14 protein-coding genes are annotated in these 16,404 nt (G+C 63.6%); 8 read left to right on the forward strand and 6 right to left on the reverse strand.

Annotated features, from left to right (window positions below):
• Positions 1-13: 13 nt before the first annotated feature.
• Genes CRO06_RS02875 through CRO06_RS02895 form a run of 5 tightly spaced genes read right to left on the reverse strand, consistent with a single transcriptional unit; the run spans position 14 to position 5,409 of the window.
• Entirely contained in the window at positions 14-283 is a 270-nt protein-coding gene (locus CRO06_RS02875; RefSeq protein ID WP_022994671.1) for a K+/H+ antiporter subunit F, read from the reverse strand.
• A complete protein-coding gene (locus tag CRO06_RS02880) occupies positions 277-765 on the reverse strand; it encodes a Na+/H+ antiporter subunit E (RefSeq protein ID WP_022994670.1) in 489 nt (162 codons plus the stop codon). Before CRO06_RS02880 ends, CRO06_RS02875 begins: the two co-directional genes overlap by 7 nt.
• The gene (locus CRO06_RS02885; protein WP_022994669.1) at positions 762-2,252 is read right to left on the reverse strand and encodes a monovalent cation/H+ antiporter subunit D; all 1,491 of its coding nucleotides are present in this window, start codon (positions 2,250-2,252) and stop codon (positions 762-764) included. The genes CRO06_RS02880 and CRO06_RS02885 overlap by 4 nt, the downstream gene beginning before the upstream one ends.
• A complete protein-coding gene (locus CRO06_RS02890; protein WP_026948735.1) occupies positions 2,252-2,611 on the reverse strand; it encodes a Na+/H+ antiporter subunit C in 360 nt (119 codons plus the stop codon). The genes CRO06_RS02885 and CRO06_RS02890 overlap by 1 nt, the downstream gene beginning before the upstream one ends.
• Positions 2,611-5,409, reverse strand: a complete 2,799-nt coding sequence (locus CRO06_RS02895) for a monovalent cation/H+ antiporter subunit A (RefSeq protein WP_026948736.1) — start codon at positions 5,407-5,409, stop codon at positions 2,611-2,613. Before CRO06_RS02895 ends, CRO06_RS02890 begins: the two co-directional genes overlap by 1 nt.
• A 378-nt stretch (positions 5,410-5,787) precedes the next feature.
• On the opposite strand from CRO06_RS02895, the gene CRO06_RS02900 reads away from it, so the two are divergent.
• The 3 genes from CRO06_RS02900 to CRO06_RS02910 are packed head-to-tail and all read left to right on the forward strand — an operon-like array spanning position 5,788 to position 8,835.
• Positions 5,788-6,033, forward strand: a complete 246-nt coding sequence (locus CRO06_RS02900) for a hypothetical protein (RefSeq protein WP_022994666.1) — start codon at positions 5,788-5,790, stop codon at positions 6,031-6,033.
• A gap of 46 nt (positions 6,034-6,079) precedes the next feature.
• Positions 6,080-7,438 (forward strand): DUF2868 domain-containing protein, encoded by a 1,359-nt coding sequence (locus tag CRO06_RS02905; protein ID WP_097057695.1) that lies wholly within the window; start codon positions 6,080-6,082, stop codon positions 7,436-7,438.
• Entirely contained in the window at positions 7,435-8,835 is a 1,401-nt protein-coding gene (locus tag CRO06_RS02910; protein ID WP_097057696.1) for a GTPase/DUF3482 domain-containing protein, read from the forward strand. The genes CRO06_RS02905 and CRO06_RS02910 overlap by 4 nt, the downstream gene beginning before the upstream one ends.
• Before the next feature lie 110 nt (positions 8,836-8,945).
• Here the strand turns inward: CRO06_RS02910 and CRO06_RS02915 are convergent, their stop codons facing one another.
• Complete coding sequence (locus tag CRO06_RS02915; protein WP_022994663.1) at positions 8,946-9,866, reverse strand: AraC family transcriptional regulator; 921 nt, start codon at positions 9,864-9,866, stop codon at positions 8,946-8,948.
• 127 nt (positions 9,867-9,993) lie between these two features.
• Between CRO06_RS02915 and CRO06_RS02920 the strand changes: the two genes are divergently transcribed.
• The 5 genes from CRO06_RS02920 to mmsB all read left to right on the forward strand — a co-directional run bounded on the left by CRO06_RS02920 (position 9,994) and on the right by mmsB (position 16,284).
• On the forward strand, positions 9,994-11,304 hold the full coding sequence (locus CRO06_RS02920) for a GntP family permease (RefSeq protein ID WP_179746428.1): 1,311 nt from the start codon (positions 9,994-9,996) through the stop codon (positions 11,302-11,304).
• Between the two features lie 118 nt (positions 11,305-11,422).
• The gene (locus tag CRO06_RS02925; protein WP_022994661.1) at positions 11,423-12,928 is read left to right on the forward strand and encodes a CoA-acylating methylmalonate-semialdehyde dehydrogenase; all 1,506 of its coding nucleotides are present in this window, start codon (positions 11,423-11,425) and stop codon (positions 12,926-12,928) included.
• Between the two features lie 78 nt (positions 12,929-13,006).
• Complete coding sequence (locus tag CRO06_RS02930; protein ID WP_097057697.1) at positions 13,007-14,158, forward strand: acyl-CoA dehydrogenase family protein; 1,152 nt, start codon at positions 13,007-13,009, stop codon at positions 14,156-14,158.
• Between the two features lie 51 nt (positions 14,159-14,209).
• The gene (locus CRO06_RS02935) at positions 14,210-15,340 is read left to right on the forward strand and encodes an enoyl-CoA hydratase/isomerase family protein (protein ID WP_055100346.1); all 1,131 of its coding nucleotides are present in this window, start codon (positions 14,210-14,212) and stop codon (positions 15,338-15,340) included.
• Between the two features lie 53 nt (positions 15,341-15,393).
• Positions 15,394-16,284 carry a 3-hydroxyisobutyrate dehydrogenase gene (mmsB, locus tag CRO06_RS02940; protein ID WP_022994658.1) on the forward strand — a complete coding sequence of 297 codons (891 nt, stop codon included), beginning with the start codon at positions 15,394-15,396 and terminating at the stop codon, positions 16,282-16,284.
• The last annotated feature ends 120 nt before the right edge of the window (positions 16,285-16,404 follow it).

Below are 16,404 nucleotides of genomic sequence, written 5' to 3' on the forward strand. Positions count from 1 at the left end.
GCTCCTTCGCGGCTTATTCGATGATGTCGCCGCGGGTCATGTACTTGGCCACGGCCACGGTGCTGACAAACCCGATCAGGGCAATCAGCATGGCCGCCTCGAAATACAACTTGCTGCCACTGGACAAACCGTAGAGCACGATCAGTGCAATGCTGTTCACATACATGGTGTCCAGCGCCAGCACCCGATCCGGCAGGCTCGGCCCTCGCAGCAGACGGTAGAGATTCAACAACTGGGCCACCACGAACAGTCCGAACGCAATGGCGATGGCCGTTTCTAACATTCGAAGATCTCCTTGAGACGCCGCTCGTAGCGCTGCTTGATCTGATCAACCAGCACCGCTTCGTCTTCCACGTGCAAGGCATGCACCAGCATACGGCTGGCATCCGCGCTGATATCCGCGCTTACCGTCCCCGGCGTCAACGACACCGTGCTGGTAAGCAGGGTGATGGCGAAGTCGTCCTTGATATCCAGCGGCACCTCGACGAACGCCGGGCGCAATTTCTTCGGCGACCCCAGAATGCGCCGGGCCACCGACAGATTGGCGACGATGATGTCCCAGTGCACCATCAACACGAACAGCACCAGTTTGTGAAAATTGCGCAGCCTCGGCACATTGGGCCAGAACGGCAGGGTACCCAGCGGCAGCACCGTCGCCAGCACCATGCCGAGCACCAGGTGGCCGGCGCTGAAGCCGCTGAGCAATAACCACATCAGCAGCAGAAACACACTCAGAGTCGGGAACGGATAGAGCTTGCGGATCATTGCGCACCTCCCGGATAGCCCAGGACCGCGTGGATATACAGATCCGGCTGCGCCCACTGGGCAGCAACCGACTGCGTGATCGCCGACAACGGCCCGCCCAACAACACCATGGCCGGCGCCATGGCCAGCAGCAGCACCGCCGCCGCCAGCCGCCCCTTGTTGAGCACCGTGCCCGCCATCGGCTCTCCGGCCCGCCAGAACAGCGTGGAGCCGGCGCGGCTGAGGCCGACCACCGCCAGCAGGCCGCCCGCCAACAGCAGTGCCCAGTACGCGGGCGCGGGCACCGCCCGCAACAGCATCACCTTGCCAAGGAAACCGGACAAAGGCGGCAGCCCCGCCACCGCCACGGCACCAATGAAGAACAACGCGCCCAGCAGGCCTGCCGCGGGTGGACGCGGCCCCGCCATCAGGGTATCGCCAGCATCTCCCCGCCCCCGTGACACCAGGTCGGCGAGCAGGAACAGGCCGGCGCATATCAAGGTAGAGTGGAGCAGATAGAACAGCGCGCCACTAATCGCCTCTTCCGTGCCCCAGGCCAACGCCGCCACCAGCGTCCCCACCGACATCACCACCAGGTAGGCCACCAGTTCCCCCAGTCGCCGGGCACCAAACACCCCCACCGTGGCCAGCCCGAGGGTCAACAGGGACACCGTCCACAGGGCCATGTCACCCAGGCCGGCCAGGGCGCCGTCACTGAATGCCAGACCATGCACTCTCAGCAGCGCATAGATGCCCACCTTGGTCATCACCGCGAACAACGCGGCAACGCCAGCGGTAGCGCTGGCGTATGTGGCCGGCAGCCAGAAGTACAGCGGAAACAGCGCCGCCTTCAGACCAAACACCACGCACAGCAACAAACCCGCCACTTTCACCAGGGTCAGCGCCGGCCCCTCCAGCTCGGCGGCCCGCGCGGCGAAATCCGCCATGTTCAGGGTACCGGTGGCACCGTAGATCAGTGACAGCGCCAGCAAGAACACCGCGGAACCGATCAGGTTGAGCACCACATAGTGCAACCCGGCGCGCACCCGTGCCGGCCCGCGCCCATGCAGCGCCAACCCATAGGAGGCAATCAGCAGGACCTCGAAAAATACAAACAGATTGAACAAATCGCCGGTAAGAAAGGCCCCGTTGATACCCATCAACTGCATCTGGAACAGCGAATGGAAGTTGGGGCCCAGGCGATCGTCGCCATGGCTGGCGTAGAGCAGCGCCGGCACCGCCAGCACCGAGGTCAGCAGCACCATCAGCGCACTGAGCTGATCCAGCACCAGCACGATGCCGAACGGCGCCGGCCAATCCCCCAGCGAATACACCTGAATGTCGCCGGTGGCGGCCTGCCGGAACAGCAGGATACTCACCGGCACCAGCGCCAGCGTCGCGGTCAGCCCGGTCACCCGGCGCAACCAATGGCGCTCACGAACCTCGAGCAGCAACATCATTGCCGCCAGCGCGGGAATCAGAATCGGAGCCATGATCCAGTTCGACATCAGCGGCTCCCCTTATTCTGTTGCTCGCCGTACAGCTCATCACGCTGTCCGTCGACGTGATCCGAGCCCAACTCCCCCTGCGCACGCAGCGCCAGCACCACCAGAAAGGCGGTCATGGCGAAACCGATGACAATGGCGGTCAACACCAGGGCCTGGGGCAAGGGGTCGGTGGGATCGGCGCTCTGCCCCACCACCGCCACCTGGTCCAGCTTGAGCCGCCCGGAAATGAACACAAACAGGTTGGCGCCGTAGCTGAGCAGGGTCAGCCCCAGAATCACCGGGAAAGTTCTCGCCCGCAGCACCAGATAAACACCGCTGCCCACCAGGACGGCAATGATGATCGCGACCAACGCTTCCATCAGCGAACCCCTCCCTTGTCGTCCAGCAAGGACAATTTGCCCAGGTTGGCGAGAATCAGCAGTGTGGCGCCAACCACGGTCAGGAACACCCCGGTATCAAACAACATGGCGGTGGCCACCTCGAACTCACCCACCACCGGCCAATTCACATGCCAGAAGGCGCTGGTCAGGAACGGATGACCAAAGTACCAGGCGCCGACACCGGTGAACCCGGCCAGCAGCACACCCAAGGCGACCACCGGGTGGTAATCGCCGGGAATGCGGCGATGCATCCACGCCACCCCGGACGCCACGTACTGCAGCACCAGCGCCACCGAGGTAATCAGACCGGCGATGAAACCACCGCCGGGCAGATTGTGTCCGCGCAGGAAGATGTACACCGAGATCATCAAGGCCAGAGGCAGCAGCGGCCGCGAAATGGTGACCAGAATGAGCGGGTGGGCATCCTTGGCCCAGGGCCGCCCGAGTGAATCGGTCTGCGGCGAGTACAGCTCCAGATCCTTGAGCAGGGCATAAATGCCCATGCCGGCGATGCCCAGCACGATGATCTCGCCGAAGGTATCGAAACCACGGAAATCCACCAGAATGACATTGACCACATTGGTGCCCCCTCCGCCGGGTTTGGCGTTTTCCAGGAAGAACGGGCTGATCGAATCGACCCCGGAGGTCATCATCATGAAGGCGAGAATGCCGACACCACCGCCCACCAGGACTGACAGCACCACATCCCGGCCGATACGCGGCATGGAGGATTCACGGCGGGTGCGCACCGGCAGGAAGTACATCGCCAGCATCAGCAGCAAAATGGTGACCACTTCCACCGACAACTGCGTCAACGCCAGATCCGGCGCGGAGAAGCGCACGAACATCAGTGACACCACCAGCCCCACCACGCTCAAACACATGATCGCGGTCATCCGGTGGCGGTGCAGGGCGGTGGTAAGAATCGCCGCGACGATCAACATCCCGCCGCACAGCAACGCCACGCCATCCAGCGGCAGCATCTCGCGGCCGCCACCAGCCAGCAGTTCCCGCGTCACCGACGTCACCAGCACCAGCGCCACCACCATCAACAACCAGGCGGTATAGCTCTGCAGGGAGCCGTTACGCAGGGTGCTGCTAATGGTGCCCGCCCACCTGGCCAGGGACTGCATGCGGGCTTCGAACACCAGTTTGGCGTCGAGGCTCGGCAGGCGGTCATTCAGCGCGAATAACCGAAGACGCTGGCTGTACACCAGCACGCCGCCCACCAGGGCCACGATGCTCATCATCAAAGGCACATTGAATCCGTGCCAGATGGCCAGATGATACTCCGGCAGGGTGCCGCCGAGGGTGGCACGGGCGGCCACCTCGAGCAGGGCCGCCACCGTCAACGAGGGGAAGATACCCACCGCCAGACACAAGGCCACCAGCACTTCCACTGGCACCTTCATATAGCGTGGCGGCTCATGGGGCGGATATTTGGGCAGGTCGATGGGTTCGCCGTTGAAAAACACGTCATGAATGAAGCGGGCGGAATAGGCCACCGAGAACACTCCGCCAAGCACCGCGCCCAGCGGCAGAATCCAGCTCAGGCTCCCCAGCTGGCCGGAATCCAGGGTCTCGGCGAAGAACATCTCCTTGGACAGGAAGCCGTTCAACAGCGGCACCCCGGCCATGGCCGCCGACGCCACCATGGCCAGTACCGCCGTGTACGGCATGTATTTCCACAGACCGTTGATACGCCGCATGTCGCGCGTACCGGTCTCGTGATCGATGATCCCCGCCGCCATGAACAACGAGGCCTTGAAGGTGGCGTGGTTGATAATGTGGAACACCCCCGCCACCGCCGCCAGCTGGGCGTTGAGGCCGAACAGCATGGTGATCAAACCCAGATGGCTGATGGTGGAATAGGCCAGCAGCCCCTTGAGATCATGCTGGAACAGCGCCCAGATGGCCCCCCACAGCAACGTGGCCAGACCCGCACCGGTGACCAGGAAGAACCAAAGGTCGGTGCCGGACAGCGCCGGGTACAAACGCGCCAGCAGGAACACCCCGGCTTTCACCATGGTGGCCGAGTGCAGGTAGGCACTGACCGGGGTCGGCGCCGACATGGCGTGAGGCAGCCAGAAATGGAACGGGAATTGGGCGCTCTTGGTGAACACGCCCAACAGCACCAGACACAGAATCAGCGGGTAAAGCGAGTGGCCGCGGATCAGATCACCGCTGGCCAGCACATCATCCAGGGAATAGGACCCCACCACCTGGCCAATCACAATGGCGCCGGCGAGCAGGGCCAGCCCGCCCATACCGGTGACCGCCAACGCCATGCGCGCGCCTTTACGGGCATCGGTCTGGTGATACCAGAATCCAATCAGCAGGAAGGAGCTGAGGCTGGTCAGTTCCCAGAACACCACCAGCAGCAGCAGGTTGTTGCTGGTCACCACTCCCATCATGGCGCCCATGAACAACAGCAGGAAGGCATAGAAACGCCCCGCCTTTTCGTTGGCGGAAAGATAGTAACGGGCGTAGAGAATGATCAACAGGCCGATGCCCAGTACCAGCAACGAAAACAACAGCGCCAGGCCATCCAGACGAAACGCCAGATTCAGGCCGAGATCCGGCATCCAGGGTACGAACTGACGTACTGTCTCACCGGAGAACACCCGGCGGCCGTGGAACCACAACACCCCCAGCGCCAGCAGAGGCAGTACCGCCGCCGTCCAGGACAACGCCGGACGCGAAAACCGCCATCGTTCAGCCAACGGTGGCAGCACCGCCCCAAGAAAGGGCAGCAAAACCAGAAACCCAAGATTCATAGACTATCCGTCGATTTGTCGTTTCGGGCGTGGAACACCCAAGAGTACGGGAGAACCGTCTATAACAGGAAATGGTTAACCGGCGGATCGGGGAAATAGGGGCGGCGGCCGCGGCGGGGACAATCCACCGGGCGGTGGGTATGAGCGGAATCAGGCAGACAGCAGTTCATCGCTTCAATCATGACTCAGTGAATCCGCAGTATGCCATGAAATCATCACTTGAAAATACGGGACCGGTAGCGGCCATTGTCGCCATCGCCATATCTCGTACTACACTATCGGTTCGGTGGCGCCGTTGCTGACCACCGAATCACCGGCGACCGATTCATGGGCTGACGCCGGGCCCCGTTTGTAGCTGTTTGAAGCAAGGAGAATCACATGCACCGCATTCTGTTCGTTACGGCCGCCGCCGCCCTGTTCGCCACCGGTTGCGCCAGCACTCCCTCCGCGAATCTGCCGGAGGGCGCCACCGCCTGTCCGGATCCGCGTCCCACCGTTTGCACCATGGATTACAATCCGGTGAACGGTTTCAACGCCGCGGGCGAGGACCAGGGTGAATTCGGCAACGCTTGCGGCGCCTGTGGTCAGGACGACATCAGCTACACCATTCCGGTAAGACGGTGATCCTACTGCTCGATACATCACTGTAACCCTGGAACGGACGCTCACCTTGCCCTACTCCCCTTTGCGCCTGCTGCTGGACTTCGATGATCAATACCAGCGGGATCAGCGCCAGAGCCCGGATTTTCTCCATCGCCGAGACCGACAACTGGCGCTGCAGGCGCAACAGCGGGACGGCTCCACGCCACTCCCCGAGGATTGGTTACGCACCCTGGGCGCCGACCGCGTCGGCGGCGGCCACGATCCCCGTCTGCGCACCTGGCGGCGGGCCCGTGTACTGTTCGTTCTCGGCGGCGCGGTACTCGGCGTGCTCACCATGCTCGGGCTGCTTTATTACGATGGCAGCCAGCGCATCAACGTCACCCTGCTGCTCGGCTTCGCGGCCCTGCAACTGACTCTGGCGGTCCTGACCACGGTGCAGGCGGGAATCGGCTGGCGCCCCTGGGGGCGGCTGTTGGACCGGGCCGGCGCCACGCCTTCCGCCCTGCATGATCTGCAACCGCCGCTGGCGGCCCGGGTCGCGCACAGCGGCGGGCTCGCGTTCGCGATCGCCGCGCTGCTGACGCTGCTGGTGCAGGTGGTGGTGCGTGACCTGGCGTTCGGCTGGAGCACCACCTTGCAAACCTCCGCCCCGGCCTACCACGAACTCACCCACGCCCTGGCCTGGCCATGGCGGCAATGGCTGCCAGCGGCGGTGCCGTCGCTGGAACTGGTGGAGCAATCCCGGTTCTTCCGTATCAGCGATCAAACGCCCGCTGATCCGGCCCGGCTCGGCGCCTGGTGGGCATTCCTGGCCATGGTCTGGCTGGTCTATGTGGTGCTGCCCCGCCTGGTGTTCCTGGCCTTGAGCCGTGCCCAGTTACGTTGGCGTGCAAAGCGGCTGTTGGCCCGGCATCCCGGTATGGCGGCCCTGCGTCAACGCTTTGAACAGCCGTGGCTGGATACCGGCGCCGGCAATGCCACCCCGGCGCCGGAACTGGATCAGGGCAGGGCGGCCGATGGCGTGCTGCCGGAAAGTGGCACGGTAATCCACTGGGCTGGCGCTGGCCTCGCCGATGACGGACTGTTCAGTGCGCTCGCTGGTGGGGAGCGTGCCCCATTGCGGCTGGCAGCAGGCGGCAGCGCCAGCCTGGAGCATGATCGGGCGGTGCTGGAACAGGCCGGCCAGAGGCGCGAACCGGTACTGATCCTGGCCCAGGGCTGGGAACCGCCCACCGGCGAGCTGGCGGACTTTCTCGACGACGCCCGCCAACAATGGGGCGAGGACACCGTGATCGCCCTGGTTCCCCTGGCCGCCGATCCGGGCGGTGCTTTATCCGATGCCACCCTGGCCCAATGGCGCCGGTTCGTGGACCGGCGGCAACATCCCCATCTGCGTCTGTGCCGCGCCCCGGAGGTGTCCTCATGACCACCGCTCCCCGCTTCGCCGTGGTCGGCCATCCCAACAAGGGCAAGTCGAGTATCGTCGCCACGCTTTCGCAGAACGACGCCGTCGCCATCGCCCTGGAGCCGGGCACCACCCGTGACAGCGAGCGCTACCCGCTGAGTGTGGACGGCCATCTGCTCTACGAGCTGATCGACACCCCCGGGTTCCAGCGCCCGCGCCGGGTGCTGGCCTGGTTGCAGGCGCACAGCCATTCCGCCTCGGACCGGCCCGACACGGTACGCGCCTTCGTCAATCAGTACCGCGACGATCCGCGCTTTCACGACGAGTGCGAACTGCTGACACCAATTCTCGACGGCGCCGGCATCATCTATGTGGTGGACGGTTCAGTGCCCTATCATCAGGAGCACGAGGCGGAGATGGAAATTCTGCGCTGGACCGGCCAGCCCAGTCTGGCGTTGATCAACCGCATCGGCGATGACGATCACGGCGAACAATGGCGCACCGCCCTGGGGCAGTATTTCCGCATCGTCCGCGACTTCAACGCGGTCACCGCGCCGTTCGAAACCCATCTGAGTCTGCTGCGCAGTTTCGGACAGCTGGCGCCACAGTGGGAAACCGCTCTGGATCAGGCCGTCGAACATCTCCGGGAGCAACGCCGGCACCGCCAGAAGCGGGCCTGGACGCTGATCGCCGATGCCCTCAGCGATATGCTCGGCCATGCCGAAAGCGCCCGCCTCGGCGAAGACGCCAGCCGCTCCGCCCTGGAGGTCAGGTTGCGGCAAAGCTGGCAGGACTGGCAACGCAAACGGGAGCTACGGCTGCGGCGTGAAGTGGAGCAGCTTTATCAGCACCACCACCTGCAACGACAGGAACAGCACCTGGAATGGGAACCCGGGCATGACCTGTTCAGCGAACGGGAACGCCGGGCCTGGGGCGTCAGCCGGGCCTATCTGGCCACCGCCGGTTTCGGCGCCGGCGCTCTGGGTGGCGCCGGCGTGGACGCCCTCACCGCCGGCCATACGCTGGGCGCCGGCGCGTTGATCGGCGGCGTGCTCGGCGCCGCCGGCAGCCTCTACTATTCCAGCAAACTGGATCGCCTGAATTTGGGCCCGCTATCCTCCGGCGGCCGCGAGGCGCGCTTCGGACCACTGCGCGACCCGCAATTCGGCTATGTGGTGCTCGGCCGCGCCCTGCAACACTGGTATCAGATCACCGATCGCAATCACGCCGGCCGCGACCCGCTGACCCTGGACAATGCCGACAGCCACTGGCTCGATGCCCTGCCCCGCAGTCAGCGCCACGCACTACAGAAAGCCTTGCAGCAAAACACCCGCCAGCAGGACGAGAAACGTCGGCAGGCGCTGCGCGAGGCGGTGGCCCAGGCGGGGGAAGCGTTTCTGCAGTGGCGGCGGAAGTGACGTGGCGGGTTGAGCCTGACGATTGCTGCAACACGTGGCTGTAGGAGCCTGTCCTGCAGGCGGATTTTTGGGCGCGGGCCCCATTCGTCAGCACACGAAGAACCGCCCCGTCACCGCTCCGACCTCTCTCGCCGGTAGTCCCTTGGCGCCACCCCCATCACCTTCTTGAACTGGCGGGAGAAATAATAAGGGTCATCGTAGCCAAGATCGGCGGCCACCTGGGTGATGCTGAGATCGGTGATGTCGAGCAGATAGCAGGCGCGGGTGATCTTCAAATGCTGGAACGCCTGCATCGGCGTCTGCCCGGTCTGCCGTTTATATTCGCGAATGAAGTGATAAAGCGACAGTTCACTGGTGGCACTGACCAGTTGTTCCAGCTCGATGCGTTGATGCAGATGCGCCTGCAACCAGGCTTGGATCCGCGGCACGTCCAGCGCCACGTTGCGGGCCTGACGCTGCCGCCGCATCAATGCCATGAAAGAGAGCAGGCTCTTGAGCAGATTGGCGGCGTAAATCAAGTGATGGGGACGGAAGCGCGTCACGGTGGTCAACAGCAGCTCCAAGTCCTCGGTGAGTCGCGAGTGCTGCCCAACGGTGGCGGTGAAACCGTCCGGGGAACTGAGGATTTCGTCGAAATAGGTATCCACCTCGGCGCCCCCCAGGTGCACCCAGTAGATCGTCCAGGGGTCCTGAGGGTTGGCCCGGTAACGGTGACGCTGGCCTTCCCGTAACAACAGAACATCCCCGGCCCGCACCGGCTGGCGCCGCCCCTCCAGTTCCGCCACGCCGGACCCCGCCAGGCAATAAATCACCAGATGATCCCGCGGCGCCGCCCGCCCCATATGGTGTCCGGCAGCGGCGGGATAGAACCCGACGCCATGGGGCATGCAGTCCCGGCACAGCGGATGTTCCGCCAGCTCCGCCACCAGCGTATGAGGGATCACCACCCGCCGGCCGGCTTTCGGCAATGGCCACTGGGAAGTCTCCACCTGAGGAGAAAGCTCGCCAATCATGAGAGCAATTTTATCCATCTTTGATCAATTGCCGCCATCTTAATGGCCATCTCTCCGTGATACAAAAGCGCAATAATTTTAAAAGTAAATGGCATAACGCCCTCCCGCTCCCCACGGCGGTGAAGAACAACAACCAGGACTGAACATGTTGGTAGCCAGCTTCATTGGCCTGTTCGCCGGCCTTGCTTTATTGGTGGTGCTGACCATGCGAGGGGTCAACATCATCATCTCGGCGGTGCTTTGCGCCGTTCTGGTCGCCTTGTGCAGCGGCTTGTCCCTGCGCGATGCCATGCTCGACAGCTACATGGACGGCTTCACCGGTTTTTTCACCACCTGGTTCCCGGCCATTCTTCTGGGCGCCATTTTTGGTCAGTTGATGGATGACAGCGGCGCCGCCAAGGCCATTGCCAGAAAATCCCGCGACTGGTTCGGCGAAAAGCGCGCGATCATGGCCGTGGTGGGCGCATCGGCGATCCTCACCTACGGCGGCGTCAGCGTATTCGTGGTGGGCTTCAGCGTTTACCCCATCGCCTACGAGCTGTTCAAAGGCGCCAACCTGCCACACCGCTTCATTCCCGCCGCCATGGTATTCGGTTCGATCTCCTTCACCATGACATCGCCGGGCTCGCCGGAAGTACAGAATCTGATTCCCACCGAGTATTTCGGCACCACCGCCGTGGCCGGCGGGTTCATCGGTGTCCTCTGCGGCATCACCATCCTGATGATCGGCGCCTTTGCCATCAGAACCCTGGTGCGTCGCGCCATTGCCGCTGGCGAGACCTTCGATCCGCCGGCGGCCAGCCGCAATCATGGTGGCAGTGAAACGGACAGTTCGATTCCGATTATCGCCGCTCTGGCCCCTCTGGTGGTCCTGGTCGGTGGCTTCAACGTGCTGGCGCTGGTCTTCGAAATGCGCGCGGTGGAGGCGTTGCTGATCGCCATGGTCGCCAGTCTGGCGCTGGGTTTCACGCTGTTTCACCGTCATCTGCACCAGCGCGGCCGCACCCTGGGACTGGGGGCGGACAACGCCCTGGTAGCCACCGCCAACACCTGCGCGGTGGTGGGTTTCGGCGCGGTGGCGGCATTGACGCCGGCCTTCAAGGAAATCGTCGCGGTACTCACTGATTTACCCGGCCTGGAGTACGCCGGGCTCGCCATGGCGGTAACGGCTATTGCCGGCATTACCGGCTCCGCCTCGGGCGGCCTGGGTATCGCCTTGCCGATTCTGGCACCCATCTATCAGGGCATGGGGCTGGACAACGGCGCCATGCACCGGATTTCCGCGTTGGCGTCGGGCGGCCTGGATTCCCTGCCGCATAACGGCTACGTGGTCACCACCATCCGCGCCATCTGCAAGGAAACCCACCAGCGCGCCTATCCGGCGGTGTTCGTGGCCAGTGTGCTGGTACCCTCGCTGGTACTGGCATTGGCGGTGGTACTGTATACGCTGGTATAGAGCCGGCGCCGGGGAGGGTCGGGCAAGACCCTCCATGACCGATCAATCCCGCCCATCCGCAGCGAGGACGGGATGTGTTACACCACAGACATGTTGTTAAAAACATTTGGAGAGCGTTATGTCCACCCGACTGCCTCAATTGATCAACGGTGAGTTCGCGCAAAGCGCCACCGATACCTGGATTCCCGTCACCAACCCGGCCACCCAGGAAGTGCTGTGCGAAGCCCCGGCGGCCACCGGCGAGGAAATGGAGCAAGCCATCGCCGCCGCCAAGGCCGCCTTCGAGGAATGGCGTGAGGTGCCGGTCACCGAACGGGCCCGTCTGATGATGCGCTACCAGCATTTGCTGAAGGAGCGCCACGACGATATCGCCAAGGTGCTGGCGAAGGAGACCGGCAAGACCTTCGAGGACGCCAAGGGCGATGTCTGGCGTGGCATCGAAGTGGTCGAACAGGCCGCCAATATCCCGTCGCTGATGATGGGCGAAACGGTGGAGAACGTGGCCCGCAGCATCGACACCCATTCCTGGATCCAGCCGCTGGGCGTGTGCGCCGGCATCACCCCGTTCAACTTCCCGGCGATGATTCCGCTGTGGATGTTCCCGATGGCGATCGCCTGCGGCAACACCTTCGTGCTCAAGCCTTCCGAGCAGGATCCGATGACCCCCAATCTGCTGGCGGAACTGTTCCTGGAAGCCGGCGCGCCGAAGAACGTGCTGCAGGTGGTGCACGGCGGCAAGCAGCAGGTGGATACCTTGCTCACCCATCCGGAGATCAAGGCGGTGTCCTTCGTCGGTTCCGTGCCGGTGGGCCAGCATGTTTACCGCACCGCCACCGAGCATCTCAAGCGCGCCCAGTGTTTCGCCGGCGCCAAGAACCACATGGTGATCATGCCGGACGCACAAAAGAGCCAGGTGGTTGGCAATCTGGTGGGCTCCTCCTGCGGCGCCGCCGGTCAGCGCTGCATGGCGATCAGCGTGGCGGTGTTCGTCGGTGATTCAAAACAGTGGATCGACGACATCAAGGAAGAGTTCGCCAAGGTGCGCCCCGGTGCCTGGGACGACGCCGGTGCCGCCTACGGCCCGCAGATCAGCCCGAAGGCCAGGGAGCGCATCCTCACCCTGATCAAACAGGGCAAGGAAGAGGGCGCCACCTGCTTGTTGGACGGCTCCGACTGCACCGTGGACGGCCTGCCGGATGGCAACTGGGTCGGCCCCACGCTGTTCACCGACGTGAAGCCGGAAATGAGCATCTACAACGAAGAAATTTTCGGCCCGGTGCTGTGCTGCGTGTGCGTGGATACGCTGGAAGAAGCCATCGAGCTGGTCAACAACAGCCCCTACGGCAACGGCACCTCCATCTTCACCGCCAGCGGCGCCGCCGCCCGCAAATACCAGCACGAAGTGGAAGTCGGTCAGGTCGGCATCAACATCCCGATTCCGGTGCCGCTGCCGTTCTTCAGCTTCACCGGCTGGAAAGGGTCCTTCTATGGCGACCAGCACGCCTACGGCAAACAGGCAGTGCGGTTCTACACCGAGACCAAGACCGTCACCAGCCGCTGGTTTGACGACGATATCGCCGACGCCACCCACAGCGGCCCGAACATGACCATCCATCTGAAATAACCTCGCCGGCGTACCCGCTCCCTCATTGGCACCGCCATGAGAGAGCGGGCCCGCCCGCGAACAGCGGAGACCGATACCGTGGATTTCTCCCTCAACGAAGAACAACAGGCGTTCCGCGATACCGCCCGCCAGTTCGCCGAAAAGGAACTGGCGCCCTTCGCCGCCGAATGGGACGAACACAGCACTTTTCCCAAGGACACCATCAAGCGGGCCGGGGAACTCGGCTTCTGCGCGCTGTACTGCGATCCCGACCACGGCGGCATGGGACTGAGCCGGCTTGATGCCGCCTTGATCTTCGAGCAAATGGCCGCCGGCTGCACCTCCACCACGGCGTTCATCACCATTCACAACATGGCCACCTGGATGCTGTCGAACTTCGGTTCCGACGCACTGCGCGACCAGTGGGCCGAGGGGCTGATGAGCGGTAAGCAGCTGGCGTCCTACTGCCTTACCGAACCCAATGCCGGTTCCGATGCGGCGTCCTTGAGCACCAGCGCGAAAAAGGACGGCGGCGACTATGTGCTCAACGGCGCCAAGGCGTTTATTTCCGGCGCCGGTGACACCGACGTGCTGGTCTTGATGGCACGCACTGGCGGCAGCGGTGCCGGTGGCGTTACCTGCTTCGCCATTCCAGCGGACACCACCGGTGTCAGCTACGGCCGCAACGAGGACAAGATGGGCTGGAAAAGCCAGCCCACCCGGGCCGTGATCCTGGAAGACGTGCGTATTCCGGAGCGCTATCGCATCGGTGAAGAGGGACAGGGTTTCAAGATCGCCATGGCCGGTCTCGACGGCGGCCGCATCAACATCGCCAGCTGCTCCCTGGGGGCCGCCACCGCGGCGCTCAGTCAAGCCCGGTCCTATGTGCAGGAACGCAAGCAGTTCGGCCAGGCACTGAGTCAGTTCCAGAACACCCAGTTCACCCTCGCCGACATGGCCACGCATCTGCTGGCGGCGCAACAGATGGTGCGGCTGGCGGCCTGGAAGCTGGACCAGGGCGACAGCGACAAGTCCATGTATTGCGCCATGGCCAAACGGCTCGCCACCGACCTGTGTTTCGACGTTTGCAACCAGGCGCTGCAGTTGCATGGCGGTTACGGCTATATCAAGGAATACCCGCTGGAACGTTACGTGCGCGATGCCCGCGTGCATCAGATTCTGGAGGGCACCAACGAAATCATGCGGGTAATCATTGCCCGCCGCGTGTTGGGTGACCTGGCGTTCCTGTGAGCGACCGGGATAATGCCGCGCAACGCAATCAATTGATGGAGAGTCCTGTTAATGGATAGCACCGTGAGCGACAGCACCGCCCCCGTGACGTTCGAAGTCCTGGAAGGCCGTCACGGCCGTATCGGCCGCGCCACCCTGAACGCACCGAAAAGCCTCAACTCCCTGTCCCTGGAAATGATCGACCTGCTGGAGGAGCAATTGTCCGCCTGGCAGGGCGATGACACGATCCAGGCGGTCTGGCTGGACGCCAACAGCGATAAGGCGTTCTGCGCCGGCGGCGACATCGTGCGCCTGTACGAAAGCATGGTGGCCACGCCACAGGGTGAGCGGAACCGGCACGCGGAAGCGTTCTTCGGTCGCGAATACCAGTTGGATCATCGGCTGCATACGTTCGGCAAGCCGCTGATCTGCTGGGGCAATGGCATCATCATGGGCGGCGGGCTCGGCCTGCTGGCCGGCGCCTCGCACAAAGTGCTTACCGAAACCGCGCGCATCGCCATGCCGGAAATCACCATCGGTCTGTTTCCGGACGTGGGCGGCAGTTACTTCCTCAGTCGCATGCCCGGCAAGGTCGGCCTGTTCCTGGGGCTGACCGGCGCCAACATTAACGTCAGCGACGGCCTCGCCATCGGCCTCGGTGACGTGGCCATCGCCCATGAGAGCAAGGCGGCGGTGATGAGTGCGCTCAGCGAATTGAATTGGGACAGCGACCCACAGCGCCACGACAGCCAGGTCAGCGAGGCGCTGGCCGGCTTCGCGCTGGCCGCGGACACCCTGCCGCAAAGCCCGGTAAGCGAACATCGTGACGAGATCGATCGGCTCTGCGGCGGGGACGATCTGAGCCAGGTGGTCGAGGCAATCACCGGTCTCGACAGCGACGACCGCTGGTTGAGCAAGGCCGCGGCCACGCTCGCCCGGGGCTGCCCGCAAACCGCCGCCCTGGTGTGGGAAAACTGGCACCGTGGCGCCGACATGACGCTGGCCGATGTGTTCCGCATGGAATGGCGCGTGGCGGTGCAGTGCGCGCTGCACGGCGATTTCCAGGAGGGCGTGCGCGCCCTGTTGATCGACAAGGACGGCCAGCCCCGTTTCAAACACCGCTCGGTTTCCGACATCACACCGGCATACCTGGCGGAATTTTATCAACTTCCCGGCGTACCCGACCCGTTAGCGGACCTATAGAAAGGATCTGTAAAACGGGCACCGCGTCGGCTTCAGCAGCTGGAGGAATAATTATGAGAATCGCGTTTTTTGGTGTCGGACACATGGGCGGTCCGATGGCCGCCAATCTGGTCAAGGCCGGTCATGAGGTGCTCGCCTTTGATCTGGTGCCCGCCTTGCTGCAGGAAGCGGTGAACGCCGGTGCCAGCGCCGCCGACTCACCAAAGCAGGCGGTGGAGAACGCCGAAGTGGTGATCAGCATGCTGCCCTCCGGCGCCGCCGCCAAAGGGCTCTACCTGGGAGACGACGGTATTCTCGACGCCATCGGCCAGGACAGCCTGATCATCGACTGCTCCACCATTGATGCCGCCACCGCCCGCGAGCTGGCCGGCGCCGCCGCCGACAGCGGCCGGGTGATGATCGACGCCCCGGTATCCGGCGGCGTCGGCGGTGCCAAGGCCGGCACCCTGACGTTCATCTGCGGCGGCCCGGAAGATGCGGTGGAGCGCGCCCGCGCGGTGCTCGAGTGCATGGGCAGCAAGATTTTCCGTGCCGGTGACAATGGCGCCGGGCAAGTGGCGAAAATATGCAACAACATGCTTTTGGCGGTCCACATGATCGGCACCGCCGAAGCCCTGCAACTGGGCGTCGATCACGGCCTCGATCCCAAGGTCCTGTCGGACATCATGTTCGCCAGCTCCGGCCGCAACTGGTCCCTGGAAGTCTACAACCCCTGGCCCGGGGTCATGGAGGGCGTGCCTTCCAGCAACGACTATCAGGGCGGCTTCGGCGTCAACCTGATGAACAAGGATCTCGGCCTGGCCCTGGAAGCCGCGCTGGCCAGCAAGTCCGCCACGCCCATGGGCGCTTTGGCGAAAAGCCTTTACGGTCTGCACGCCAACGCCGGTAACGGCGGCCTGGATTTCTCCAGCATCCAGCGGTTCTTCAAGCATCGGGACGAATAAACGAAGCACCTGGAAGCGGCTACGGCGCCGCTGTAGATACCCTGTTCAACTTCAAGCGTTTTGAAGGCCTTGAGGCTGAAATAAACGCGATGAATCGAATGGGGTATCGGTCTTCAAACA

Source organism: Alloalcanivorax xenomutans (assembly GCF_900217905.1).
Taxonomy (GTDB): Bacteria; Pseudomonadota; Gammaproteobacteria; order Pseudomonadales; family Alcanivoracaceae; genus Alloalcanivorax; species Alloalcanivorax xenomutans.

Excerpts from the sequence above, each read along its gene's own strand:
- CRO06_RS02900 (WP_022994666.1), top strand. The coding sequence starts at position 5,788 with ATGCACCGCATTCTGTTCGTTACGGCCGCCGCCGCCCTGTTCGCCACC.
- CRO06_RS02920 (WP_179746428.1), top strand. The coding sequence starts at position 9,994 with ATGTTGGTAGCCAGCTTCATTGGCCTGTTCGCCGGCCTTGCTTTATTG.
- CRO06_RS02885 (WP_022994669.1), bottom strand. The coding sequence starts at position 2,252 with ATGTCGAACTGGATCATGGCTCCGATTCTGATTCCCGCGCTGGCGGCA.
- CRO06_RS02915 (WP_022994663.1), bottom strand. The coding sequence starts at position 9,866 with ATGGATAAAATTGCTCTCATGATTGGCGAGCTTTCTCCTCAGGTGGAG.
- CRO06_RS02935 (WP_055100346.1), top strand. The coding sequence starts at position 14,210 with ATGGATAGCACCGTGAGCGACAGCACCGCCCCCGTGACGTTCGAAGTC.
- CRO06_RS02880 (WP_022994670.1), bottom strand. The coding sequence starts at position 765 with ATGATCCGCAAGCTCTATCCGTTCCCGACTCTGAGTGTGTTTCTGCTG.
- CRO06_RS02890 (WP_026948735.1), bottom strand. The coding sequence starts at position 2,611 with ATGGAAGCGTTGGTCGCGATCATCATTGCCGTCCTGGTGGGCAGCGGT.
- CRO06_RS02925 (WP_022994661.1), top strand. The coding sequence starts at position 11,423 with ATGTCCACCCGACTGCCTCAATTGATCAACGGTGAGTTCGCGCAAAGC.
- mmsB (WP_022994658.1), top strand. The coding sequence starts at position 15,394 with ATGAGAATCGCGTTTTTTGGTGTCGGACACATGGGCGGTCCGATGGCC.
- CRO06_RS02910 (WP_097057696.1), top strand. The coding sequence starts at position 7,435 with ATGACCACCGCTCCCCGCTTCGCCGTGGTCGGCCATCCCAACAAGGGC.
- CRO06_RS02875 (WP_022994671.1), bottom strand. The coding sequence starts at position 283 with ATGTTAGAAACGGCCATCGCCATTGCGTTCGGACTGTTCGTGGTGGCC.
- CRO06_RS02895 (WP_026948736.1), bottom strand. The coding sequence starts at position 5,409 with ATGAATCTTGGGTTTCTGGTTTTGCTGCCCTTTCTTGGGGCGGTGCTG.